We start from the raw sequence: 24,431 nt of genomic DNA, 5'->3' as shown, positions 1-24,431 counted from the left end.
TGTGATCATTACAGGAACTATGGTGGAAGAACTGAAGGCCATTTGGAACCAGCACCCACTACATTAGATGATGACCCTGATTCATCCAGTGCCGTCACGGCGAATCCCCCACCGTTGACGGCTCTGTACGGGACTTCGCGGACACCCACGCCAGCACCCAATGGCATGAAATGGCGTCTGGTGAGGCTAATTGCTAACCCCACGCTCAGGAACTATTACGACCACCACTTACTTGATCGTAAACTGCTGGATCAAAGCCCCCGTAACTATAAATCTCTTCCCGTGGAATATAAATAGCATCCATCATCTTATCAGGGCTTTCGTGAAAAAACTGCGGATAGTCATTAGGAAGGTACATCCCTCTCTCGTCCTTATCCCTAAAACCACTCATGATTGGCAAGAGAGCTATTTCCTTGAACGTTTCTCCACCGTCAGGATCCCCCATCCCGACTATTATCCCCACATACACCTTATCATTTTTAACGGAGACCTGAATAAGCGAATTGGTAAGAAAACTCCTATACAAAAACAACTCTAGAGGGCTATCCTCCACAGACTTTCTCAGGTTTTCGAGCTCTTTCAAACCCCTAACTTCATGAGAAAAACTCTTATACCGCTCCAAGTAATCATTTAAAGACCTATACCATTTATAGCGACATAGCCTTGCGTTACTTTTTTCAACGACTGGCACCCACCATTTGAAGCACCAAGCCTCTGGATACAGGTCTTTTATCTCCACCACTTTCCAGCAAAGGCTCCAAACAAGAGCAATCACAACAGTCGCAACGGACAACGATGTGACCAGAGCCAAATTCGCGAAGCCAACCAGCCTCTCCTCCTCCTCAATCTCCCTCCCCAAAGAACTATACACAACCTCCAATCCGTCCGAAAATCGATTGGACACCAGATCGAGAACAAAAACTCCAACAGGAGTAAGGAAAATAAAAAATGCTATCGCTAAGGAGACAAGACCATACGAGCATGCATGCAAGTAAAGGCGCTGTCCTTCATAGCGCTGGAATTTCCAAGCATGCCTTGGATTGCTTCGACAAATAATATACCCAGATACCAAAACGGGCAGAATAAGGAGAGCGTACAAAATTTTACCTACCAAATAAAAAGGGAGGAAAGCATCCTCCCTTCATAATTGACCAATCGACTAGAGTTCGAAAACAGCAACAAGCTTTTTAAGAAGTGCTACGCTCCACTTCCTTGTGGTGCCTCTCTGCCTTTTCCGACATGTGTCGCTTGGCAGCCCTTACGCTGGGCATGTCCCTGTAATGATGTACAGCCTCTTCGATAGCATGTTTCGTAAGGTATACACTACCACCACCAACGACCTTTACGTCATCGGCTTTCATGCCACTATTTTTCAACCATGTCTTCACGACTTTAGCAGCCATAAATCCCCCGTCAGAGCGCTGTTATTCCATTTTGTTATTACAGAACTCTATATCTATGCCATCCCCAAGATAGACAGTGTGTCACCAAATTGGTTCTACTCACCTGTGCATCGGTGTGCCTGCGCATGCCAATGTAGCTATGTATGTACGTTTATATGCATCTATGGGCATTGGTGAGGCTAGAGCATAGCCTAGAGATGTCGATGTGTCGAACCGCCCCTCCCTTCACTGTGTGAGACGCATTGCTATGACTATCTCCCTTGGGATCGCTCAACGATAGAGCCGCACCCGGCTCGATTCCCCTGCCCGATCAGCACCCTACCTGACCCGCTGTCTCACGCGCGCCGCACGGCGGTGGGCCTTTTGTCGTGAGCGATCGAAAAAAACACACGTGAGGATTGACGTCGTTCCTCTTTGTACCTATATTTAGGTACAAGGTAAGGCCGCACGGGCCGACCGGTAATCCAAGCCAAGGGGGCAACATCATGTATACCAACATCCGCTATAGCGAAACCCGCCACGCTCGCACCGGAACCAAGACCGTCACGGTTAACACCCCGTACCACCCGGAGATCGTGGACCTGTTTAACAACCTGGGCGGTCAATGGAATTCTGAGTTTTCCGGGTGGACGTTCGATCCGCGCGACCTCCCTCGCGTTCGCGAGGCCCTGATCCATGTGTTCGGTACCGATGGGGAGGATGGCGCCGAGCTCGTCACCGCGCAGGTGAGATTCGACGCGGACTACTACGAAGACCAGCAGGCATTCTTCTTCGCTGGCCGCGAAATTGCTCGCGCCTACGGGCGTGATACCGGCGCAAAGCTGGGCCCAGGCGTTACCGTTGTCGAGGGTCCCGCCCCCACCGGTGGCGGCAGCATGAAGAACTGGAAGACCGTCATTCGCCCGGGAACCGTTATCGAGATCAAGGACCTGCCGCGCCCTGCTATCGAGAAGGCCCTCAACGAGTACGCGGACGACAAGGACTTGACCATCACCGTCACCGAGACTCCTGCCAACCGCGAACAGCTCGAGGCTCGACGGGCCAAGCTGGTGGCGGAGCTGGCCGAAATCGATCAGCAGCTCGCCGAGATCTGAACGATGGTTTGGTCGATCCTGCGCCGCTGGAGACAGCGGCGCATCACCGTTAAGGCGTTTTCGGCAGTCCATCGCGAGTACCTGCACAGCCTAGCTATCAAGGCGAAAACACGGCAGAACCGAGAGCAGTGCTTGCGATACGTTGTTGAGCACCTGGGTGCGATGCCAGCGGTCGATGTCCGGCCATCACACATCGCCAGGATGATTGCTGACATCCATGATTCAGGGCGCCGCGTCACGGCGCGACGCGTGCTGCTGGAGGCCGACGCCCTCTTTTATCGCGCCGTCCTCGAAGACGTCTTGTCGTCCAATCCTGCAGCAGCCGTTAAACCACCGCATGCACCGCCGGCACGTGCTCGGCTGAAGTGGGAGGAATGGCTCGCCATTCACGACTGGGCAGTGATGCGCGGCCGCCTATGGTTTGTCTGCGCACTGCGGCTGGCTTTGATCACTGGGCAGCGGCGGAGTGACCTGGTACGAATGCGGATGGATCATATCGCCGATGGCCACCTGCGCATTGAACAGCACAAGACGGGGGCGAGGATCGCCCTGCCGCTGGATCTGAGGCTGGACGCTCTGGGTGCCACCCTCGGCGATGTCATTCAGGACTGCATGGACTATCGACGATCGGGGCAGTACCTGCTACGCAAGACCGGCGATCGACCGCTTGACCCCGGATCGCTCTCGATGCGTTTTGCCGAAGCTCGGCAGGCTGCCTTGCCTGATGCCGATTGGTCGCCGCGAACGCCCCCGACATTGCATGAGATTCGCTCACTCTCGGAGCGTCTGTATCGCGCCCAAGGTATCGACACCATGACGCTGCTGGGCCACAAGCGGCAGCATATGACCGACCAGTACAACGATGATCGCGGACTGTCGGCTGGCGACTGGCGGCAGCTGAGGTTGTAGACTGTCGCCATTTGACCCGGAGATTAATATGACTCCCGACGACCTCGGTCCCGATGCACTCGCCCGAGCTGGACAGGCCCTGTTCGGAGACCGCTGGCAGACAGACATCGCTCGCGAACTGGGCATCGGAGACTCCCGTCGCGTGCGCCAGTGGATGAGCGGTGATCGTTCCATTCCGCACGGAGTATGGGGCGACATCGCCGAACTACTACGCCGGCGCGGAAGTGCTGCCCTGGAGCTCGCCGACGAGATCGAGAAGGCCTCGTCACCGGACTGACCATTATGTATGCCGGCAACCTTGTGACATTGGTGTAGCAATGTCGAAAACTGACCGCACAGGCCAGACCTTCGAAAAGCTGACGGTCATCGCCGATCACGGCGGCGCGCAATTGCAATGCCGCTGCGACTGCGGGCGAGAGGGAAGCTATCCCCGAGCGATCACGAAGCCGTCATATCGCGGGCCGAAGGCCTGCCCCTGGTGCCTGGGATCGCCCTGCGAAGAGTGCGGAACGATCATCCCCTACAAGGGCCGGATGCCGGCGAAAACATGCTCAAAAGGATGCCGCTCGATTCGTGCGGCTCGCCGAGAGCGAGAGCGGTACGACCAGGTCAAGGACACCAACGACTTCAAAGCGAAACGCGCCGATTACCTGCGACGCCTCGATGACGCCATGGCCGCTGACTCCAAGCTTGCCGAGTCAGTTCGCGAGACTCGGCGCCAAGCCGTCCGCGACTGGCGCGAGCGACAGCTTGCAAACCCTGAGCTGCGCGGCAAATACCGCATGCGAGCCCAGCAAACGGAGCAGCGCCGACTTGAACGGATCCGCTCAGACCCCGACGCACACGCTGAACACCTGCGAAGGCAGCGGGCTTGGTATCACGCGCTGAGTGATGATGAGTACCGCCGCATCTTCGTCAGTGCTCGAGAAGAGCGCGATCGACGGAATAAGCATAGCGACTGACCACCCACCATTTGCCATCCCCGCCTTCCCTGTTGATACTGTATATATACACAGCTATCGACAGGGAGCCCCCACTATGGCGAAGAAGCACCGCCCTACCTCATACGAACTGCTCGGCCAGCGCATCCAGACCGAGATCATGGCAGCAAACCGCCGCGAGCAGCGGCAGGTCCACCTGCAGCCGGAGGACGGGGACAGCCCCGACGACTGGGATCGGCTGATCGATGAGATCAGCGAGAACGAGAATGTCGATGTGACGCGCACCGACGAGGGCTGGCTCGTCAGCTGGGTGCCGGCCGAGGCGTGACGTGGCCACGCTGTACCAGATCACCCAATGGCGGAAGCGGCTCGAGCGCAAGGGCTGGATAGGCCTGAAGCGCTCGGCGGCCCCACGCCGCGCCCTCATCGAGTATCACGTCATCCGCCGGGGATGGCTGTACAGTGGGCGGTGTGAGTTGAGTGATTACAGCCCGAGCGATTGGGCCGTCGAGGGTTCGCTGGTCTGCATGCTCGAGCGGCGATACGGTATTGTGGATGGGGTGTGGCGCTGGGCATCTCCCGATGCTGGAACAAAGGGAGGGTTCGTGAGGCGGGTGCCCTGAAGTAACGCCTGCGTTGAAGAATGAAGAATCGCAGTCCGATGCATACAGCTACAATGTGAGAGGAAGGGCCTAAACGCGGTAGAGACGCAGTGGAGGGAACAACTATGTCTGAAGTGCAATATACATGTCCAAAGTGTGGAAAAGACGCTTCATTTGAAACGGAAGGCGCTCGTCATTATGTGCTTGACGATGACACTCCTAGGCCTCCCACCTATGCAGTGGACTGCCCGCATTGCGAAGAAATGAATATGATTACAGTTCAAAACAATGAATAAAGATCCAGCAAAAGGAACAGCCAGACCCCCAACCGAAGATGAAAGATTCTATCGGCAATGGGGGTATGAAACTATAAAGTCCAATATATCAACTGCTAACGATGTACTGAGACTTCTCATAACCTTAAATACAGCCCTGCTGGGTGGTAGCGCGGCATTCTTACATGACTCAAGCATCGGGCCTGTCGCAAGAACAATTCTACTAACTTTTTTCTTTACCGCATTAACCATTGCCCTTCTGGGCATCTACCCCAAAGAGAAAAAAATTGATATAAGAATACCAGAGGAAGTAAAAACACACAAAAAAGACACATTAAACAGGAAAATAACCTTCTTGAAACTGGCTTCCAGCTTTACTTTATTAGGCCTACTAACGGCAATAATTTCTGTGGCAGGCATACAAATATGCCCATAAAGCCATTAGTGCTATAAAAACCATTAAAAATCGAGGTGGAAATGACAAAAATTATTGGCAACCATGACGGCAAAGGCGGTCGAAACGACACTTACGATATTGGAAACAGAAAAAATGTAAGGCGCCCTGATGCTGTCAGAGAAGTTAAAAGAGGTATGCACCCTGATGCTCATGTTGTGAAAATAAATGGCCGAGAGTATGTGCGTGACAATCCCGACACCTCCAAAAAGGACAATGTAAACCGAAAAAAGTAAGCCTTGTTTTGTCAGGAAAACGCCCCCGACCCCTGAAAAGACTGGATTGTGACGCGACTTGCCGTCCATGGCGGCGACCTGGATGGGCAACAGGCCGCGTAGCGTAGGCGTCACACCCTGAGCATAGCCCGCCTTTGGCGGGCTGCTGTGCGATATACACGGTTCGGCGTGTACGAGATCGCTGTCACGCCTTCACGGATCTACAGGCTGCACACCATCCCGCTATCCTCGATGTCCTCGACGCGCGCCGGACCGAGCCCATCAACTCGGGTCAGACCATCAATGGCCTCGTACGGCCGTGCGTCGATGATGTCCTCTGCCCTGGCCGGCCCGACCTGGGGCAGCTCGTCCAGCCGGCTGACGACCGCCTCATTGATGTTGATGCACCGAGGGCCGGAGTCCGTGCTGGTCGTTTCATCCAGATCAACGATGCCGACATCGCCAACACCGATATAGACAGGGGCATGGTCCGAGACAACGTCGCGGGCCTGCTCATGCGTGAGATTTAGTAGCTCAGGGAACCGCACGATGCCGCTGCCGGTAAAGTCGAGAGCATCCTGGTCGAACCACAGGTTGTCGTAGAGATTCGCATACTCGCCGTCAGTCGAGCTGAGCGTCGTCGCACCTGACGTGATTGCCGGGGACGCACCCTCGTCGCGCAGCAACCGCCATGCTTCATGACCCGGCTCGAGGTTGAAATCGCCGGCAATGATACGAGCCGAATCAGGGTAGACCTCCCTCATCCAGTCCCAGATTTCGGCGAGCTTCCGAACCTCCGGCGTTCGATCTGCGCGACTATCCCCGTAGAGGATGTGCACCGCCGCTATTGCTACGGTATCGCCCGTCTCGACATCGCGGAACTCGGCCAGGTACGGCTCGCGAGCGAACTCGTCGCCGGGGTCCATATAGACGATGGCGCCCTGAGTGTACTCCACTTCGCTGTCGCGCCAGAGGTAGCTGTAGCTCTCCTGGTACGATGAGCGGCCCACTTCATGCGAGGTCATCGACGACCAGCTCTCTCCCGTCTGGGCCTCGAGCTCGCTCTCAAGCTGCGATACAGCAGCCTCGTCCATAACCTCTGTCAGAGCCCAGAGATCCCCGCCCTTTGCTATATGAGCGACATCATCTAGCCTCTTGCCGTTATCCCATCCAAGGTGCTCGAGGTTCCAGGTTCCGATCGTCATGTTCGCCGCGGCTGTCGCCGGCAGGCCCAGCGCGATGGCAATCGCTGTGGCAGTAATTCCCCTGTTCATTGATCCCTCATGGCCGGTTGATGGCGTAGCCATGGTAGCGAGAAGCAAGGTAGGACGCGACATGCCGTCCTGCAAGCATGGTCTCGAGGCATCCGTCGGCATCAGGATTGTTTGAGGCGGGTGCCAAGATTGCTATGGGCCTCTCCCGAGGTCTGGCCCGACCCAATATAAGCTGAGAATCTGTAAAACACCACGCACTTCACTACCAGCATCAATTCTTCCCTCTGACATCAAAGCGGCCTATACATACACTTCTTTCACATATTTTCTCAGCGATCTTGCTTCAAAAATTTGAGGTTCAATTTCAGCTTCAACCCTTGGCTCCCAAATCGCTCTAACCTCAAACTGACCAGAATAATCTGGCCCCTTCATCAGAGCTGGATCAAGACCATAGTCAACCCCATTCCATTCCTCCCTCCTGAGCCCATATTTACATGGGAAAACTCCCCTAAATCTAACAGGAACCACCGTTCCAAGAGAAGCAGTAATCCTCTTAAAAAAGTTTCTGACATTTACCACTTCATAGCACTTCTCAGCCCCATCAAATTCCGACATAACATCTTTTGAGCACCTACTACTTAAACAGAAAACAAAAAGGTCTGGAGACGACACTTTATTGACCAGACTAACATCTTCAAACGCTAGAGTTGCTCCCGCACCAACAGAAATAGCCCCCATAAGATCTCTTCCTGATGGGCCGCCTTCTATGGTGTGCTTTCCATCATAGTTTTTAAACAACTCCTTAACCCCCTCCTCCTCATCGCGTATTCCATCAAGGTGTTCCTGTCGCCGGAAGTCATAAAGAGTTCCAATCTTTATACTTCCGTAATCCATGATTTCCTGGAAATATTTTTCAGACAAATATTTATACATGGAAGAACCTTGATGAGAAAATATGTACCCAGCTTATACTAATCGCGCCCTCGCCAAAACTATCGATGTCGGGATAGTTGCTCACGGGGTCGTCTCCTCTTCGGGGTTTTCTGGTTCGGGCATCTCGAGGCGCAGGTCGAGCCAGCGGCCGTCGGGGATGTCGGTAGGGTCGCCGGGCACGATCGATGCCGTATTGATGTCGAACTGACGATTGAACGTGCGCACCGTCAGCACCCCAGCCTCGGCGTCCCACGACGTCTGCGCCATGATCAGGTGCTGGCCTGTGCCGGGGTCCTGCGGCAGTTCGATCTGCCAGCCATCGGTTGCCAGTCCGAGCGAGCCGGTCACGCGGTACACACCTGTTTCGATATGCTCGGCCGAGACACCCTGGGCCTCGGCATTCGCCATGCCAGCGCCGGCGTCCGCAAATCCAGCCCCCCGGGATGTGGATGGTAGGTTGGCGAGGCGGAATATCGGGCTAGCTTCTTTAATGAAACCATTAGAATCGATAGTTGTGTTCTTCTGGGTCCAGTATGCATCCCAGTCGTCACGCCAGCCATCCGCCGAATATGACCGGGATAACGTGAGACCGCCGACGGTCTGAACATAGACCAAATCCACATTCTCAGAGTTAAAGCGCCGCACCTCTACTGTGCCTACAGAACCAGGGCGGTTAGACACATTGACACCTGCTCGATACAGGCCAGATGCAACAGACCTCGGGTCCATCTCCATGTCTGACAGAGGGTAATCGGGCAATGCGATAGACCCCAAACCATATTCCCGCATCTCGACGAGAGCCGCGCCACCGAAATTGATGGCGTCTCTGAACGCCTGCACATCCCCCACAGGCGCACTCGACAGGGTGCTCAGTAGCGCTAAATCGCCCAGCGTTCCGGACTGTCCGACATCAATTCCTCCCGTCAGGATCTTGACGAGATCACGCGCGCGCTGCTCCAGAGTCACAAACTGCTCGAGCAGCGCCTGACGCGCTGCATCTGCCTGTTCTTCGGTAGCCATTTATCGTTCCTCGCATGAAAAAGCCGCCTCGAGGGCGGCTTGGTAGTCTGTGTAAGCGCGGTGCATGTCCGCTGGTGTGTCGGCGTGCCGGATGCGCGTCTTGGCGCGGATACGGGCGGCCTCTCGCGCTGACTCCGATTCGCACCACCCGCTCCGGGCGGCGGTCACGCTGTCGATGACGGATTGCAGCGAGCAGCCCAGGGCGTCTGCCTCGGCCGCGAGGATCGGGCCGCCCCCGGATAGGGCCTCCTGCCATTTGGCCTCGCGCCGGGCGGCGATCAATGGAGGGACGCCGGGTGCGGCTCGGTCCACGGCGTCGAGGTAGTGCGCCTCGGCGGCGTCGCGGTCGGCGTGACGACGAATAGAGAGCTTACCCAACGGTCACCTCCAGCGTTTCGTCGAGATGATGCGGATGCGACAGTGCGATGCGATATGTGCCGGGCACGTCGAACTCGACCTCGTCATCACCATCCGCGATCAGTTCCTGCCCCATCGCGCCAATGACAGCGCCTGCCGGCAGCCCGGTGAAGTGCACGACCAGGTCGTCGACGCTGTGCTGCGGGTCGAATACAGAGCGGGCCACGGCTACGCGTTGCTCAGGGTCGATGTAATGCGTGTCATCTGAAACGCTCTCATCGACTTCTACCCACGACTCGCCGTCGTCGCACTGCATATCTGCCTGATTCTCACCGCACTGGCAGGTCGAAAGAATCTCCGGCGATCCTTCTTGATAGATAGCGATAGTGATCTCGCGTATGCGATCTGTCATTTGCGCACTGCCTTGAGTCCAATATATCGATTCATAATAAAGTGACGGGTGCCACTCGTAACGCCGCCTTTAACCTCAAGGCGAAATGTCTGGTTGCCGTTTAATGGCCCAGTGAGCCACGGAAACGAGCAAATCCCAAGGCTAGCTTTATCAAGAACACCGCTCGCTATAATACTGCCGTTTCGAGTAAGTCGATATTGCAAATTAGAGAGTAGATCATAAACTTTGTCGCTGTCTGCTTGGGCATTATCTCTCGCTTCCCATAACCAGTGAAACATCACCTCGACTCGGGCGCCCTGAGGGTTGACAGTCGCGGTCTGGAGAGTGCCCCAAGTGCTCATGGGAACGAGCCCCCTTGCCGCTGTGAATCGCGATACTGGGATGATGACCGCCTGGTCAGCGATCTTTACTGTACTGACCGCCAGGTCGTTAATGCGAGCCCGACCAATTGATGCGAACGCAAGCTTTGCCCAACCGATAGACGCATTCTGAATATCGCCGTTAGTTATATTGACGTTCTGGATATTCGCCCAGTCGACATTCAGGTTATCGACATCGATATACTGAGCCTTGAGTCGGCCTTGGTTATCGACGATGAAATTGCCGCTCGAGTCAGTGAGTTTGCCGAACGTCAGCGACGCGATCAGTGCTTCGCGCAGCAGCAGTTGCCCGTTGTCATAGATAAACCCGAGATCGGCGTTGTCGGGATCATCCGGATCGGCAATGTAGAGTCGGTCGGCCATGAAGCCAAGCACGGCCTCTCGTCCATCATTGCCAAGGACCATCCCGGCGATCCGGTCATTCGCTTGCACCTTGAGCGACCACATTGCATTGATGCGGTTTGCCTGCTCGTCGATGTCGGCTTGCGCTTGTTGCTCCACCCCGGCAATATCTTCGCCGAGCTGAACCTGCACGGTATCGATGCGCTCCGCCATTGCGGCGTCAGAACGCGATGCTGTGACGTTGGTGAAAACTGGATTGCCCTGCGTCGTGTTGCGTGCAGAGACGACGATGCGGCCCGACGTGGCACCCGCCGGCACGGTCATTTGTGTCGGCTTGGTAGTCGCCCACTCACCGTCCGGGTGTGTTGATATATCGACAACCTGAACTGTGTCCCACGAAACTAGCGAGCCGTCGGCGGAATGCCACTGGACCGATAGACGCAAATCACCGTCGGGGCTCAGTCGAGACGAATAGTCCATCTTGACGGTATAAATATCGCCAGGGGCTGCGGGCCGGAAGGGCCCTGTCACATGACGATTCGTCCCCGATGTATGATTCTGGAACTGCGCGAAATAGCTCGCCGGGGCGTTAGCGAATACCGGACTCGTCCCGCTTGATGCATCAACAATGTTGGCGTGGCTGGTGTTATTCCACAGCGACCCATCACCGGTGCTGAAAGAGCCATCGGCAATCAACGATTGATTATCAAGTTCGGCCCGCATCTCAGACCGAACAGTGCTCAACCCGTCGGCTGTAGCTGCCTCGATGTTCTCGAAACGCTGAACGAGATAGTTCTCGCCCTCGCTGAAATTCAGCGACACAACATCATCAACGCGGCCATTTACTCCGCCAACGCTGCCCTCGACGGTCTCGAACCTGTCGATCAATGCAGACGACGACGAGAGATCCAGGTTAATGACATCGTCAACGCGGCCGTCGACGTTGCTCACGTTGCCCTCGACCGACTGGAATCGCTGAATCAGTGCAGAGTCTGTAGCGAGATCCAGATTCCGAATGTCCTGTATCGAGCCCTGCGCATTGCTGACGTCCCCTTCAATAGTCTCAAAGCGACTGATCAGCGCTGTGGCAGACGACAAATTGAGCTGGCGGATGTCCTTGGCGACGGCATGCGCGGCGGCGACACCCGTATCCGGGTCATTGACCGTACCCTCGAGGGTGCTAAACCGCTCGATCAGCGCGGAATCTGGCGAGATGTCGAGGTTCTGGATGTCCTGAATCGAGCCTTGGACGTTGCTGACACTGCCCTCGATAGTCTCGAATCGGCTGACCAACGCTGTAGACGACGACAGATTCATCTGCCGAATGTCACGCGCAGCCGCATGCGCCGCCGCCACGCCTGTATCAGGGTCGTTGACCGTGCCCTCGATGGTTTCGAATCGACCAATCAGCGCTGACGATGGCGAGATGTCGAGGTTTACGACGTCCTGTACGGCGCCGGACACATCGCCGACGCTGCCCTCTATGCTCTCAAACCGGTTGATGATCGCCGTATTCTGGCCGAGGTTGAGGTCGATAATGTCCTGCGCGAGGCCGCTTGCATTGCCCGCCTCGCCCTCGAGCTCGTTCAGTCGGGTGATCAGCGCAGAATCGGCCGAGATGTCGAGGTTCTCGACGTTCGTCACGCGCCCGTTTACGTCATCGACACTCCCTTCGATCTGGCCGAACCGCGTCAGCAGGGCAGAGCCGGGCGACAGCGTGAGATTAACGATGTCGTTGATCCGACCGTCGGCGTCCTCGAATTCACCCTCCAGCAATTCCTGACGCTGGAGCAGCACGCCGTCCTTGCTGATGCGATTGATCGTCTCGACTGACTGGGATGCACTGCCGACGGCATTCTGCACCGATGACACCGACGACGTGACAGCCTCGAGAATGCCGTTCAGCTCGTCGATCCGCTGCGTCTCGATGATCGACGCCTCGGCATCGTCGGTGCGTTCCTCGAGCGTAGAGACGTCCAGGGCCAGATTGTTGACAGCACCCTCATTCGATTCCGCCAGCGTCTCGACGCTGGTGATCCGGTCAACGGCATCACCGATGTTGGTTTCGATGTCGCCGACGCTGTCCTCGATCGTTCCGAGCCGCCCCTCGGCATCTGTCAGATCATCGCGAATCTGGTCAGCTCGCCCGTCGAGGCGACCGACCTCGGTTGTCAGGTCGCTGCGAATCTGATCGGCGCGGCCCTGCACATCGGCAATCGCGCCCGAGTTTGTGCTGATCTGGTCGAGCTCGGAGCGCAATTCATCATCGACCTCGGTCCGGCCAATCTCGCCGCTGATATTGCTGATGACAGCGGCCGGGTCGTTTTTCGTCGTCGCCTCGACAACCGCAAACTCGGACACCCGGGACGCGGTCCACTGCCGGACGTAGTAGTAGTACGTCGTGTCCGGCATCAGGTCGGTATCGACCAGGGTCGTGCCGATGCTCAGACGCTGCGCGCTGGTCTCGACATCACCCAGGGCGAGCGGTGCCGACGAGCGGAAAAACTCGAACTGAGCGCCGCTGTACAGCCCTTCGGGGATCAGGGCCAGCGAGAACGTCCCACGTCGCACCTCGATAGTCGCCGGCGTCTGTACGGCTTGGCCGGTCACGGTCAGCGTCGCGGTCTGCGACCACACCGATGCCATCGACCCATTCGTGGCCCGGAGCTGGATCTCGTAGTCCTCCAGCTCATCGACATCGCGGAGCGTCAGATTGCCGGATGCGGTAAACGGCCCGACGTGCTCCCAGGCATCCTCGCCGACGATGCGATAGCGCGCCTCGACGCGCAGATTCGGCAGCCCGACCTGGGTGTTGAACGCATACGCTACCCGGATCAGCGTCGTAAACGAGCCGTCGTTGTTGCGGTGCGTCGCCGTCTCGTCGCCGCGCACTGACGTGATCTGCGGGATCGGCGGACGGATACGGTCGGGCGGAATCGGGTTGGTGATGCCCGGGTCAAAAATCGGTGCCGAGCTGTAGTCGTAGATGTCCGGGGCGGCATTGACGAGTGTCAGGTCGGCGCCGAAGTCTTGATTCGGCTGGATTTTCGAGACCTTGGCATCGATAGACTCTTGGCCCATCACGCCGTAGATCACCAGGTCGCCCGGCTCAACGTCGATGCTATCGACGGTCGTAAACGTATCGGTCTCGCCGATTTCGGCGCCGGTGACCTGCGTCGCGATCAGTTTGGCACGGCCCTGGGCGTCATCGACCCCGCGCACGGACACGCCATAGGCCCGCTGCTCGGTGTACTCCAGACGCTCGTCGAGCACGATGGTCGTGCCGCTGACGGATTTCACCCGGGCGCTACCCAGGCCGACGAGAATGGCGTCGTACTGGTACAGCACGCGGTTGCCGCGAACGATCGCCAGGTTCTCCCAGTCCATGGACGCCTGGAACGTCTCGGGTCGCAGAATCGCTTGGCGCAGGTGGTAATTGCCGTGGTGCCAGGCCTCGTCAGCGGACGCCACGCCCTGGAGCTGGAAATCCTCGAAGCGCGTGGCGTTGGTCTCGTCGTACCCGTCCCGGTAGACGATGCGCTCGGCGTCGGACCAGGTGTTCGGATCCACGTATTTGACGCGGATGGCGTGCGGCAGGTCTTTGTATTGAATGCTCGAGCTGAACCCGCTGGCGTTGCGCGGCGTGATGGCCTGCACGATCGGCGTATTCGGGTCGTCGAACACGATGCCGAACCGGCCGTCACGGAACGCGAACGAGCCCTGGCCACCGGCGGCAATCGAGCGCGCGCGGTCCAGCACGGTCTCGTCGCCGTCGTGAACGTGATGGTACTCGAGCCCCTGGCTGTCGCAGAACGCCGCCCAGTTGGCGATGTCCTCGAGGTGCAGGCGCTCGTCGCTGATCGGGTTGCCCACCTGCTGCCCGGTCATTGAGTCGATGTAGGCCCAGCCGGGGTTGTTGGTGGCCTCCATCACCCAGGCCGAGCCGTTCCACACACGGAGCACGGCCTGAGTGCGGATGCGGAGCTGATCAATCACGCCGTTGAGCTGGTCCGTGGCGCGGATGCGCAGGGCCAGCAGCACATGGTTGCCAGTGTACGCCGGACCTTCTTGCACCGAGCGCAGCACGGCCCAGGTGCTGTCGGTCTGCGGGGAGTTGTCGTCACGCAGGTACGTGGCCACGCGGGTCAGCTCGACATCGTACTGCCCGGCCGGCACGTTCCAGCGGCGATTGACCCGCTTCGTCTCCTTGGTATGGTCTTTGATGACCCAGTTGTCGTCGAGCGTCGTCCACGTCGACGTCCCACTCTCGCGATAGCGGATCGAGTAGCGGACGCGGCAGCCGCGCGTATCGCCTGTGTCAGTGGTCACCCACAATCCCATCGGGAACGTGAGATCCATACTGATTTCGCGCGTGTTCGGCGCCGTGGTACGCACCACGGGCGGCACGTCGTCGGGCACCCACTGGTGCTCAATGACGTCACCGGTCTGGTTGAGCGCGACGCCGACCTGTTCCTCGGCAATGTCCGGGGACATCAGGCTGAGCTGGTCGGGTGTGCCGATCTCCCACTCGACATCTTCATACTCGTCGAGATTGGTCTCGCCGATCGTGATCGCATCACCGACGCTGGCGTTCTTGAGCACGCTATGACCAGCGCCCACGCGGTTGCCGGCGATCTCCAGCGGCCCATAGCCCAGCACCAGCAGCATGCGCATGTACTGGTCGTTGCCAGCGATCTCAGTCACCGGGTTGGCAGCCAGCTTCGGATACCAGCGCGGGTTGCCGTAGACGCGCGGCACGACGCCATATTTGTCGATCTGGTTGCGGGTGCCGGTGATCGATTTGCGCACCGTCGCACTGCCAGGGTTGTTCTGGCTCGGCATCTCCGGCGGGATCAGCGCGTTGACGGCCAAAGAGCCAGCCATGGTGACGGCGGCGGACACCGCAGCCGATGTAGCGGCGTAGGCCGTGCCGGTAGCAGCAGAGCCCTGAACAAACCCTGCCGCGCTAGCAGCCGCGCCGCCGGTATATGCCGCCACTACAGCAACGGCCACCATCGCCAGGGCGCGCCCGATACCATCATCCTCGGGGGTGGCGGTAATCAGCACCTGCGCATCGGCGGGCAGCGGATCTGACCAGCGCTCGCGCGGAATCACCACGCCGTCGATCTGCGCCCGCACGCTCTCCGGCACATCACCCAGCACAGTGGACAGACTGGTGCCGTCAGGAATTTCGGCGGTGTAGAGGTCAGAGCGAACCGGGCTCGGGCGGGCGACAATCGTGGTCATAGCGGTAAAATCCCTCGATTCGGTCTTGCGAATAAATGCCGCGGTAACGCTCGATGCAGGCGTCTTTATGTCGGGTGGCGTGCAGCATCCAGCCGTCGCCGATGACGAGCCCGATGTGGTTGGGGCGGCCGTCGACGTTGAACATCACCACGTCGTAGGGCTCGGGGTCGGCGACCTCACGCCAATCAGCCCGGCCAGCGACCATCAGGCGCGACGTGTCGTCGGTCAGCGTGTCGGCGTAGCCGGTGTGCAGCGGAAGCTCGATGCCGAGGTGGTCGGCGTAGACGCGGCGCACAATGCCCCAGCAGTCGTAGCGCGGGCCCCGGCCGCCGGGGGCGAACGGCAGGCCGATGTACTCGCTGACGTCGATCACCGGAACAGCCCCGGCGCGGTACCGGGGTTGAGGATGTCCTGCGTCGCCGGCTCGTTGAGGATGTCGAACGCGTGCGAGATCTGAAGCGACGCGGTCTCGACGTTGATGTCGGCGCTCATCAGGTACATGCCCGGGATGTGCATCTCGCGGGTGACGGTGCCGCCCTTCCAGCGCACGGCCTGGATGTCGACGCCGGCCAGGCCCTGAATCCGGCGCAAAATCTCAGCGAGACGACGGTCCACATTGCTGACCTTCACCGTGGCCACGGCTTCCCGGTCCTCCTCCTCTGGGGGTGGTGTGAACTCGAAGGGGAATCCCATGTACTCATGGCCGTCGTAGGTGATGGCCTCGGTGTTGTTCGCGATCCGCTCCGGCGTCGACAGACTGGGATGGGTGAACGTCAACAGAGCGAAAACCGCCGCATCGGTGTTCTGCGCGAACATGTCACGCAGCCCCTCGGCGCTGATCTGACGGATAGACATAGGGGCTCCAGAAACAAGAAGCCCCGCTCGAGGCGGGGCATGGATAGGTGTTCAGATCGGGGTCATCTTGTTGCAGGGAGCACAGTGATGACAGATGATCGGTTCGGACTGGGCGCTTGAAACATCCCGAAGACCACAAGGAAGACAAGCCATGAATCGAGTTTTACTGGGAGCCGGACGTTTGCGGCTTCATCGCTTGGGCTGGATTGCAGCAGGGCTGCTTATCAGCGGTTTCGCCGTGGCAGCAGATCGGCAAGTCTCCGATGAGGCCCGGGAGACTGTGGACGGACTGATTGCACAGGTAGAGGAACGTCTGTCCATTGCTCCCGATGTGGCCATGGCCAAATGGAACTCCGAGGCGCCGATCAACGTGCCAGAGCGTGAGGCACAGATTCTTAAACGAGTGGTGGTAGAGGCGCAGCGCCAGGGAGTTGACCAACAATTGGCGCGCGCCTTCTTCCAAGACCAATTCGATGCTAGCAAGGCGGTCCAGAATCAGCTGCATCAGCAGTGGCAGAAGGAATCGCAACCACCCTTCGATAGTCCGCCGAGCCTGGCCAATGACATCCGCCCTCAGCTGGATACTTTGACTCCTCAATTGATCCAGTCCCTATACGAATTCCAGGCGTTTGAAAGCGAATCAGCAGCACAGCAGTATCTCGAGGAAAGTGCAGCCAGAGCTGTGGCGAATAACGAGTATGCCGAAGCCCTGGAGATAGCGCTGTCGTCTCTGCGCGATGAGTAGCTCTCATCGAGATGGCGCCACACGCCCTACGGCTGGATTTCGAGGGTCATGGAGAGATCCCATTTCTTCCCGTTGCCTACGGGAGTGAGCTCATACGGCGGGTCGCCGACGATGAGCACCGATACCGTGGTACCGAGCCGGGGCTGGGGCCAGTCGAACGGGAGCGCCCCGGCGCCGATGTCGTTCTCGAAGAACGCCTCGAACGTATCCGCTTGCTCTCGGGTGATCAGGCCATAGGTCACCGAAATGGTGCGGGGCGCTGCGGTGGAGCGCCGTCGCGTCTTCGCCGGCCCCACCTCGGGCTGGGAACGGATGACCTGGCTCTGGGGTTGCTCGCTATAGCCCGGGGAGTCCGGGCAGTCGGGTAGCGTGGCGGGCCATGTGGGCATCTGTTGCTCCTATTTTGACTGGCGACGCGCGCCGTAATTGTTTCGCATTGTTCGATCTAGCGAGCCGTCCGCGAATCGTTGGTCCATCCTCTGGTCAACTGCGCGATTGACCCACAAGTGGAGCTCCCGGCGACCATCTCCTCCACGTCGCTCCTCGCGGCGCCCTACCTGCATCGCTTCGCCGCTTTCGTTGTGGATATGAACTGACAGATCCCCACTAGCCATCGGCATAGCCCGGCCGCCAACATAGCCGCCGTTGGCATAGCCCTTCTTGTTCAGCCGCTCGAGCATGGGACGGACACCGGGTTGTTTCACCACTTCTCGGCGAACAACGAACTCTTCGCCATGGACAACGCCCTTCGGTTGGTACTTGCCGCCAGGGCCTGTCCATCCACCTCCGGCGAAGCCCATGAAGCTGCCCGCACTGGACGATCCGTATGAGCCGGCAAAAGCATTGCCGCCACCGCCGCCGAAGTTGAATAGGCCTCCGAGGTCGATCCCATCGAGCGCGCCGGAAATCGCGTCCTCGGCAGGCTCAGTGATGGATCGACGAATGATGATGCGCTGAATGTCCTCGAAGATCCCCTGGAGGACGCCGCGAAAGTTCTCGCCTTCAATGGCGGCATCCTCGAACGCCGAGGTGAATGTCAGGCCCAAGTCACGGGCAGCACCACTGGTCTCTTCGACCTCCTTGGCCAGGCCACCGGTGTCTACTCTCTCCATGAATCCGCCGGTGATATTGCGAGACCGCTCAGTGTTCAGCCGCTGCCAAGCCTCGAGGTAGCGATCGATGCCAATCTCGCCCTTCATCAAACCTGTCTGCAACAGGAGCTGCGACTGTAGAAAGTCGCGCTGGGCTGCCGTGGCAGGGAACAGGCGATCCTCGAGGGTGGCCAGGGAGCTGGCGAATTGTTTCTCTCGCTCGGCAGCTTCCTTGGCAGCCTGAGATTGCCGGGTAACCGACTCGGTATTGCTGTCGGTCGCACTTTCTGTCTCGAACAACCAGCCGGTCAATGGCTTGTAGATCCGGCTGCCGCGCTCGGCCAGCGCAGCATCTCGTTTTTGTTCTATCTTAGCGATGTCCGCTTCAGCGTCCGCGACAGCACGGATGCCTCGAACTCTCTCACCAACCTCCCCGCCTTCGAACCCCAAGAAGCCAGATCCGGAACTTTCAGAACGGAGCGTCGCCAGCTCTTCCCGGGCTCGAGCCGCCTTCAGTGTGGCTTGGTCCAGCTCAGCATTAAGCGAGGCCAGGGATTTCCCGAGATCGTCCTGAGACATATCAGCAAGCTCGCCGCGAAAGCTCGCCAGTTGATCCTCGGTCAGGCCAATCTTGTCTTGCGTCAGACCTAGCTCATCACGGTAGGTGTATAGCGCGCCAGCCGCCAGCAAGGCTGCACCAGCTGGTCCGCCAATGAGTGCCAGGCTCGCTCGCAGCGCCCGCCCCGCTGCTGCTGTGGCAGCAATGCGGCCCTGGGTGATCACCAGTGCCTGATTGAGACGACCGCTTGCCCCGACGGCCATCGCAAAACCTGTCGCAATATTGCGGCCAGCCGCAAGCCCCAACGGGCCAATCTTGGAGAGAGGATCCCGCAAGCGCACAGCGAGATAAACGCTACCCAGCGTCGTGACGGTCTGACCGATGCCCTCGAGTACTTCGTCAGCCCCACCCACCTGATCAATGAACTCTGTCAGGCTACGCACATTGCTCGCCAATCCCGGGCCAAGGTCAGCAATTAATGTATTCGACAGCCCCTGGGCAACGCCCTGCAGTTGATCCATGGCCTCGGCGGCTTCAACAGCGCGCCGAACTTCAATGTCATCCATGGCCACGCCCAGGGCATCAGCCATGTCGGCCGCTTCGCGAAGCCCCTGAGCACCGTTGGCCAGCAAGGGCTGAAGGCGCACCATCTCGTCAGCGAGGCTTTCAAAGTAGAACGCACGCTGGCTGGGATCCTCGACCTGGTTGATAGCCTCGGCAATGCGGAGTATCTGCTGGTCCGGGCTCAGTGATTGCAGCTCGCGAATGTTGAGATTGAGATTCTCGAACAGATCGGCGGCCTCGCCACCGCCAGTGGCTGCGAAATCGCCCACCTTGTCGCTGACGTCCTTGAAGATGTCGCCGACCTTGTCGGCTTCGAGACCTACTTGCTTGCCTGCAAACTGCCACTGCTGGAGCGTCCGAGTGCTGACCTGCAGGGATTGCGCCAACGCATCCGTGTCACGCACCATCGCCGCTTGCTGGGCCAGGTTGTTGGCGGCGAACGCACCGGCCAGGGCGGCTCCAATACCAAGCGCATTCTGTTTGAGGAACTCTAGCTCACGAGCCGTCTCGCGCGTCTCGTTGCCATAGGTGCGGGCGCGTTTGGAACCTGTCTCGAAGTCCTGATTCAACCGGCGCAACTCAGACGAGGTCGCCCGCACGGCCCTGACACCACCCTTGGAATCCCCGGTGATAATCAGCCCGGTCCTGAAGTTCTTGGCCATGGCTACCCTCTATTCGGGCACAAAGAAGGCCCGCCGAAGCGAGCCTGTAAAATGAAAGTTCCGCGCAGTGACGGAATTATGTAGTGGCGACTACATGTCTATCTTGGTAGTTATCCAGCGCATGTCGTCCTTGGAATACCAGATCTTTGCGTAGTACTCGCTACGGATCATAGCGCCAAAACCATTCTCGGCATCCAAATATCCCCACACCTCATAGGAGCACTCTCCCGAGTCAGACTTAGCCACCAGAACTTTGCTGTCATTCCTGCTCGGCCAGTTTGCCGTAGATGGTGCTTTCAGCCTCCCTTCTATAGACTCCTTGATAGCTGTATAAGCCGAATCCCGGCTACCACATTCCCGGTCTTGAGGTGAAGCGACAAACTGCCTTGCGAAGATAGCCCCTACCGCAATACAAGCTGCCAAGATGATGAAACCCTTCATCCCAGCGCCTCCGCCCAGTGGCGCTCACTGACGATAGCAATCTGTCCTCCATCGTCCCGGAGCATCACGGCCTTCTCGATCTTGCGACCGTAGGTCGTGTTCGCCCAGTCAGTACTGCCCACATTGCCTATCACCAGATAGGATGTCTTTTTGGTCACGCTGGGCTTCGGCATACCTCCTCGGTCAGCGATTTCCCTCTCGCATTCCTTTCTGCTGCCGGTTGCAAAAGCCCCGGTCAAGCAAAAATGCGCACCTTCGAATTCAATCTCAGGTTCTGGCGAATTCAATGGCAGCGTGGAAGCCCGACTGGCCACCGCACCATCCGTCGACCCACCGCCGGTAAAGTCCAGCAAAAGCTCTATCAGGTCACGTTCTTCTTCCGCGTCAAGCTGACCATCCTCTAGCGCATCAGAAAGCCGCTGAAAAATGACGTTGAACGGCCAAACAGCGAGCGACTCGGGGCGCTCATCAAACCACTTGAGGAGAAACTCCGCTTCGGTTTGATTTAGAGCGCCATCAGCCAGAACACCACGCGCGATACCTGTCAGCTCGTTAGCATCGCGCGTGGTGTTACGGGCGAGGTTCATTCGCCGCGTGACGGGTTGTGCGTTTTCGTCCAGGCCCGCGTTATTCATATTGTCCCCTGCGTCGTTGTGTGACGTTAAAAACGTATCACTCAGAACGTCAGGAATGAATAGCCGGAGTTGGGAGCGTGTTCACACTAAGCCCACGCTGATTGACCTAACGCACCAGCACGACATCAATGGCAATCACCGAACTGAGGCGGGCTGGGAATAAAGCGCTTTACGAATTCAGCACTTCCAGCGCCCCGGTCTCCATCTGCTGGATCTGCTCGAGCATCTCGTCCTGGGCGCCGTAGTCCAGCCGGGCGTAGCGCGGGTGGCCGTATAGCGCTTGATAGTCCAGGCCATACATGAAGACACCACCCATGCCGGCGACGACGCGCCACTGGGTACTCAGTCCCATGAACAGCTCCAGGGCAGACCAGTGCTCGGCCCAGACCTCGCAGCGAGTCTCGTCGGGCGGGTCCTCCGGGGGCGCGATGCCGAACGCCTCAGCGTCAGCGGCCCGGGCATCTTCCACCTGACCGGCGCCCGCCCACCACCGGCCGGCGGCCTTCAGTTTTTTGTGGCCGCGGCCGCCCTGCCCTCTTGCGCCTTGTACCAGCTCAGAACCAGGGCCTTGCGGGCATAGGTCTTGCTCATTACGTCGTCCACCAGCTCCTGGCAATGCGGCAGCGGTTTGCCGTCTGCCGTCTCGGCGCCCGCCAGCTCCAGGAGATCGTCCTCCACGACTTGCTCATCGGTGAGCTCGCCGGCCTGGAGCTGCTCGACCCGCCCCTTGTAGTCGTCGAACGAGTGGAGGCGCCAGCGCGCCTGCAGGGCCTCGGGCTCTTCCAAGCCCGGAGTGGGGATCTCGACATCAACCCAGATGTCGGGAATGTCCTGGAGCACAAATGTCATAGCGTCGGGTCCTTGATCGAATCGTGCGCCTGGCACGCCGCTCGCTGGCGGCGTGGGCGGGTTACTTGTAGGTCAGGGTGAAGTCGTTGTCATCGGAGCCGGTGGGCAAGAACCGCAGACCCAGGTCGTAATGCATGATGCCCTGGCTGTCGGTGGGCGAGATTGACGATAGCTGCACCTGGTTGCCCTTGAGCTCGATGGTGCCACCAGAGGCATCCTTGTGGGTCAGATTAACCGGCACCAGGGTCACGCCGTTGTGGCTTTCCACCGCGGCGAAATAGTCCTTGGTGGCCAGGTCCGGCGCTTCGATATTGGTAGAGCCTGTGGACTCTCCACCGGTGATTTCCACGCTCTCGCAGTTGACCAGATTGCGGTACTCCACCGTGTTGCCCATGCTGAACGACAGTGAGGACATGCAGGCGTTGTGGCCATCGATACTGGCCGTGGTGTTCTGTTTGTTGATTGGCAGCTCCTTGGCCTGCACGGCTTGGACTGCCATCGATGCATCCGCTGCAGCTTCGGGCTTCCGGTATAGGCCGGTGAGGTCGAACTGGATATAGGGCAGCCCCTGGCTGTCGGCCGTTAGCGACCAGGTGCCACGAATTCCGTTGGTGTGCTGCATCTGGCCGTCTTCCATCCACCACATCTCGAGGCTCTCCTCGTCCTCACTGACGGGCTGGTAGACCACGCTGGTGTCGGCGGTAATGTCCTCGCTCAGCCGGCTGGCTCGCAGCAACGGGCTATAGGCCGGAGGCTCGCCGGGCGTCCCGGAACCGGCGTACGGCACACGGACCTGCCGCTCCACATAGGGCCCGGTGTTCACCTGCTCGAAGGCGCCGAGACCGTTGCGCATGCGCTCGCGCGCCGCGGTGTCGCCGGCATAGGGGTTGCCGCCGTCGAGCATCACCACCTCGAGGATGGTCGCATCAGTCATGTCGGCACTGGGTTCACCGTAGACCGATTCGACCTTGACCACGACGTAGCGCTTACGCCACTTCTTAGCCATCGTTCTTCTCCGTCACGTCGCTGCTGGACTTCTTCGGCGCCGGCTTGGCGTCGGGCTTGGCGTCGGCCTGGGCTGTGGCCTTGGGGCGGGGCGCGGGCTTGGTGCGTTCGACGAGCACCCGCTTACCGCCACGGATTTCGTAACGGCCGCCTTTGTTGGGCATGGGAACCTCCTGACATGAAAAAGCCCGCACGAGGCGGGCCGTTGAGTGAGTAAGGCTGTGGGCGTCAGCCACGCAGCCAAGTGTCAACGTTCCAGAATTCGCGCCACCAGATGAGCTCGCCGCGAATGTCGGTCGTCTGTCCGCCGCGATACGCCACGGGCTCGTGCTCCTCGGTCGGCTCCCACCCCATCAACGCTTGTCGCAAGGCCTGGCGCTGGGAACGGAAATCGGAACGTTTGGTGACGAGCCAGATGCCGTAGCTCAGAGTGATGCGCTGGGTGGGCCGGATGGTTTCCGGTTCGCCGGCGGCGCTGTCCTCTGCGAGGTAGATCAGCGCTGCCGGCGTCTGAGCGTCGAAATCGTCAAGCGGTGCGGCAAACCACGCCTCGTCGACGATGGCCAGTCCGGGGCACTGGTCACGCACGCGCTGGAGCATCGCATCGATGATGTCGGGATCCGTCATACTTGCCCTGCCTTTTCACTGAGGATGTGATCGAGGCGATCGCTGAACTCCTGCGGGAGATCACGTCGCACCAAGTCTTGCGCACTCTCGATGGTTGACGGGTGAGCCACCATGCCGGGCACTGAGGGGCCAAACTGAATGCGCGGCTGACTGGCGCTGTCGTCCTGATCAGCACGCCGCAGGATGTGGTCCTTGGCATACCAGCCACCGGGCACCAATTGCCGGCCCTTGTCCTTACGCACGCGCACCGTGACGCCTCGGCGGCGGGCCAGCTTCCCTTTGCGCGGCCCCGATCGAACCTTGCGGCGTGGCGATACCGACACCCACTTGCGCTTCGGCGAGAATTGCTCGAGCGGCAAACGCCGACCGGTGTACAGCAGCGCCCGGGTAGCATCGCGGCGGACTCGCTCGATCTTCAGGCGCTTCTTGATGTCCCGCGCCTTGAGCGTGTAGGTGCCGCGAATATCCCGCGAGATATGGGTCGCCGCCTTTTTGCTGGTGGCGTTTACGGCGCGCTGCAGCGCCTTTTCCACGTCCTGTGGGTCGAATCGCTTACGCAGTTTCTCCAGGTCGCGGATGTCGTAGCGGACATCGAGCATA

27 protein-coding genes are annotated in these 24,431 nt (G+C 59.0%); 8 read left to right on the top strand and 19 right to left on the bottom strand.

Annotated features, from left to right (window positions below):
• Positions 1-205: 205 nt before the first annotated feature.
• A complete protein-coding gene (locus RSO41_RS12635; RefSeq protein WP_315619487.1) occupies positions 206-991 on the bottom strand; it encodes a hypothetical protein in 786 nt (261 codons plus the stop codon).
• Between the two features lie 897 nt (positions 992-1,888).
• Between RSO41_RS12635 and RSO41_RS12630 the strand changes: the two genes are divergently transcribed.
• From RSO41_RS12630 to RSO41_RS12600, 7 genes are all read left to right on the top strand, one after another.
• Positions 1,889-2,497, top strand: coding sequence for a hypothetical protein (locus RSO41_RS12630; protein ID WP_315619486.1), 609 nt, complete (start codon positions 1,889-1,891; stop codon positions 2,495-2,497).
• Positions 2,498-2,500: 3 nt separating this feature from the next.
• A complete protein-coding gene (locus tag RSO41_RS12625) occupies positions 2,501-3,406 on the top strand; it encodes a tyrosine-type recombinase/integrase (RefSeq protein WP_315619485.1) in 906 nt (301 codons plus the stop codon).
• A 28-nt stretch (positions 3,407-3,434) separates the two neighbouring features.
• Entirely contained in the window at positions 3,435-3,683 is a 249-nt protein-coding gene (locus RSO41_RS12620) for a hypothetical protein (RefSeq protein ID WP_315619484.1), read from the top strand.
• A gap of 40 nt (positions 3,684-3,723) precedes the next feature.
• Positions 3,724-4,368, top strand: a complete 645-nt coding sequence (locus RSO41_RS12615) for a hypothetical protein (RefSeq protein WP_315619483.1) — start codon at positions 3,724-3,726, stop codon at positions 4,366-4,368.
• 76 nt (positions 4,369-4,444) lie between these two features.
• Complete coding sequence (locus tag RSO41_RS12610) at positions 4,445-4,675, top strand: DUF1654 domain-containing protein (protein ID WP_315619482.1); 231 nt, start codon at positions 4,445-4,447, stop codon at positions 4,673-4,675.
• A 562-nt stretch (positions 4,676-5,237) separates the two neighbouring features.
• Complete coding sequence (locus RSO41_RS12605; RefSeq protein WP_315619481.1) at positions 5,238-5,660, top strand: hypothetical protein; 423 nt, start codon at positions 5,238-5,240, stop codon at positions 5,658-5,660.
• A 41-nt stretch (positions 5,661-5,701) separates the two neighbouring features.
• Positions 5,702-5,914, top strand: coding sequence for a DUF3892 domain-containing protein (locus RSO41_RS12600; protein WP_315619480.1), 213 nt, complete (start codon positions 5,702-5,704; stop codon positions 5,912-5,914).
• 200 nt (positions 5,915-6,114) lie between these two features.
• On the opposite strand, the gene RSO41_RS12595 is transcribed toward RSO41_RS12600, so the two are convergent.
• From RSO41_RS12595 to RSO41_RS12560, 8 genes are all read right to left on the bottom strand, one after another.
• Complete coding sequence (locus RSO41_RS12595; protein WP_315619479.1) at positions 6,115-7,167, bottom strand: helix-hairpin-helix domain-containing protein; 1,053 nt, start codon at positions 7,165-7,167, stop codon at positions 6,115-6,117.
• A gap of 240 nt (positions 7,168-7,407) precedes the next feature.
• Positions 7,408-8,040 carry a hypothetical protein gene (locus RSO41_RS12590; protein ID WP_315619478.1) on the bottom strand — a complete coding sequence of 211 codons (633 nt, stop codon included), beginning with the start codon at positions 8,038-8,040 and terminating at the stop codon, positions 7,408-7,410.
• 81 nt (positions 8,041-8,121) lie between these two features.
• On the bottom strand, positions 8,122-9,060 hold the full coding sequence (locus tag RSO41_RS12585; protein WP_315619477.1) for a hypothetical protein: 939 nt from the start codon (positions 9,058-9,060) through the stop codon (positions 8,122-8,124).
• The gene (locus RSO41_RS12580; RefSeq protein ID WP_315619476.1) at positions 9,061-9,438 is read right to left on the bottom strand and encodes a hypothetical protein; all 378 of its coding nucleotides are present in this window, start codon (positions 9,436-9,438) and stop codon (positions 9,061-9,063) included.
• Positions 9,431-9,829: a hypothetical protein gene (locus RSO41_RS12575; RefSeq protein WP_315619475.1), complete on the bottom strand. Its 399-nt coding sequence runs from the start codon at positions 9,827-9,829 to the stop codon at positions 9,431-9,433. Before RSO41_RS12575 ends, RSO41_RS12580 begins: the two co-directional genes overlap by 8 nt.
• A complete protein-coding gene (locus RSO41_RS12570) occupies positions 9,826-15,798 on the bottom strand; it encodes a host specificity factor TipJ family phage tail protein (RefSeq protein WP_315619474.1) in 5,973 nt (1,990 codons plus the stop codon). Before RSO41_RS12570 ends, RSO41_RS12575 begins: the two co-directional genes overlap by 4 nt.
• Entirely contained in the window at positions 15,758-16,171 is a 414-nt protein-coding gene (locus RSO41_RS12565; protein WP_315619473.1) for a C40 family peptidase, read from the bottom strand. The genes RSO41_RS12570 and RSO41_RS12565 overlap by 41 nt, the downstream gene beginning before the upstream one ends.
• Entirely contained in the window at positions 16,168-16,653 is a 486-nt protein-coding gene (locus RSO41_RS12560; protein ID WP_315619472.1) for a DUF1833 family protein, read from the bottom strand. The genes RSO41_RS12565 and RSO41_RS12560 overlap by 4 nt, the downstream gene beginning before the upstream one ends.
• A gap of 151 nt (positions 16,654-16,804) precedes the next feature.
• On the opposite strand from RSO41_RS12560, the gene aroQ reads away from it, so the two are divergent.
• Complete coding sequence (gene aroQ, locus RSO41_RS12555) at positions 16,805-17,398, top strand: gamma subclass chorismate mutase AroQ (RefSeq protein ID WP_315619471.1); 594 nt, start codon at positions 16,805-16,807, stop codon at positions 17,396-17,398.
• Positions 17,399-17,424: 26 nt separating this feature from the next.
• Here aroQ and RSO41_RS12550 read toward each other — a convergent pair whose 3' ends face one another.
• The 10 genes from RSO41_RS12550 to RSO41_RS12505 all read right to left on the bottom strand — a co-directional run bounded on the left by RSO41_RS12550 (position 17,425) and on the right by RSO41_RS12505 (position 24,430).
• The gene (locus RSO41_RS12550; protein ID WP_315619470.1) at positions 17,425-17,787 is read right to left on the bottom strand and encodes a hypothetical protein; all 363 of its coding nucleotides are present in this window, start codon (positions 17,785-17,787) and stop codon (positions 17,425-17,427) included.
• A gap of 9 nt (positions 17,788-17,796) precedes the next feature.
• Positions 17,797-20,274: a hypothetical protein gene (locus RSO41_RS12545; protein ID WP_315619469.1), complete on the bottom strand. Its 2,478-nt coding sequence runs from the start codon at positions 20,272-20,274 to the stop codon at positions 17,797-17,799.
• A 90-nt stretch (positions 20,275-20,364) separates the two neighbouring features.
• Complete coding sequence (locus tag RSO41_RS12540) at positions 20,365-20,715, bottom strand: hypothetical protein (RefSeq protein ID WP_315619468.1); 351 nt, start codon at positions 20,713-20,715, stop codon at positions 20,365-20,367.
• Positions 20,712-21,350, bottom strand: coding sequence for a BRCT domain-containing protein (locus RSO41_RS12535; protein WP_315619467.1), 639 nt, complete (start codon positions 21,348-21,350; stop codon positions 20,712-20,714). Before RSO41_RS12535 ends, RSO41_RS12540 begins: the two co-directional genes overlap by 4 nt.
• A gap of 169 nt (positions 21,351-21,519) precedes the next feature.
• Complete coding sequence (locus tag RSO41_RS12530) at positions 21,520-21,819, bottom strand: DUF1799 domain-containing protein (protein WP_315619466.1); 300 nt, start codon at positions 21,817-21,819, stop codon at positions 21,520-21,522.
• A 35-nt stretch (positions 21,820-21,854) separates the two neighbouring features.
• Positions 21,855-22,199, bottom strand: coding sequence for a hypothetical protein (locus RSO41_RS12525; protein WP_315619465.1), 345 nt, complete (start codon positions 22,197-22,199; stop codon positions 21,855-21,857).
• A gap of 61 nt (positions 22,200-22,260) precedes the next feature.
• On the bottom strand, positions 22,261-23,205 hold the full coding sequence (locus RSO41_RS12520; RefSeq protein ID WP_315619464.1) for a phage tail tube protein: 945 nt from the start codon (positions 23,203-23,205) through the stop codon (positions 22,261-22,263).
• Complete coding sequence (locus RSO41_RS12515; RefSeq protein ID WP_290272389.1) at positions 23,198-23,368, bottom strand: hypothetical protein; 171 nt, start codon at positions 23,366-23,368, stop codon at positions 23,198-23,200. The genes RSO41_RS12520 and RSO41_RS12515 overlap by 8 nt, the downstream gene beginning before the upstream one ends.
• Before the next feature lie 64 nt (positions 23,369-23,432).
• Positions 23,433-23,831 (bottom strand): hypothetical protein, encoded by a 399-nt coding sequence (locus RSO41_RS12510; RefSeq protein WP_315619463.1) that lies wholly within the window; start codon positions 23,829-23,831, stop codon positions 23,433-23,435.
• Complete coding sequence (locus RSO41_RS12505) at positions 23,828-24,430, bottom strand: phage tail protein (protein ID WP_315619462.1); 603 nt, start codon at positions 24,428-24,430, stop codon at positions 23,828-23,830. Before RSO41_RS12505 ends, RSO41_RS12510 begins: the two co-directional genes overlap by 4 nt.
• Between the last annotated feature and the right edge of the window lies 1 nt (position 24,431).

Origin of the sequence: Halomonas sp. I1, from assembly GCF_032334135.1 — a bacterium.
Classification (GTDB): domain Bacteria; phylum Pseudomonadota; class Gammaproteobacteria; order Pseudomonadales; family Halomonadaceae; genus Halomonas.
Note: the sequence above shows the minus strand (reverse complement) of the source record. Positions and strands in the feature narration are given on the sequence as shown.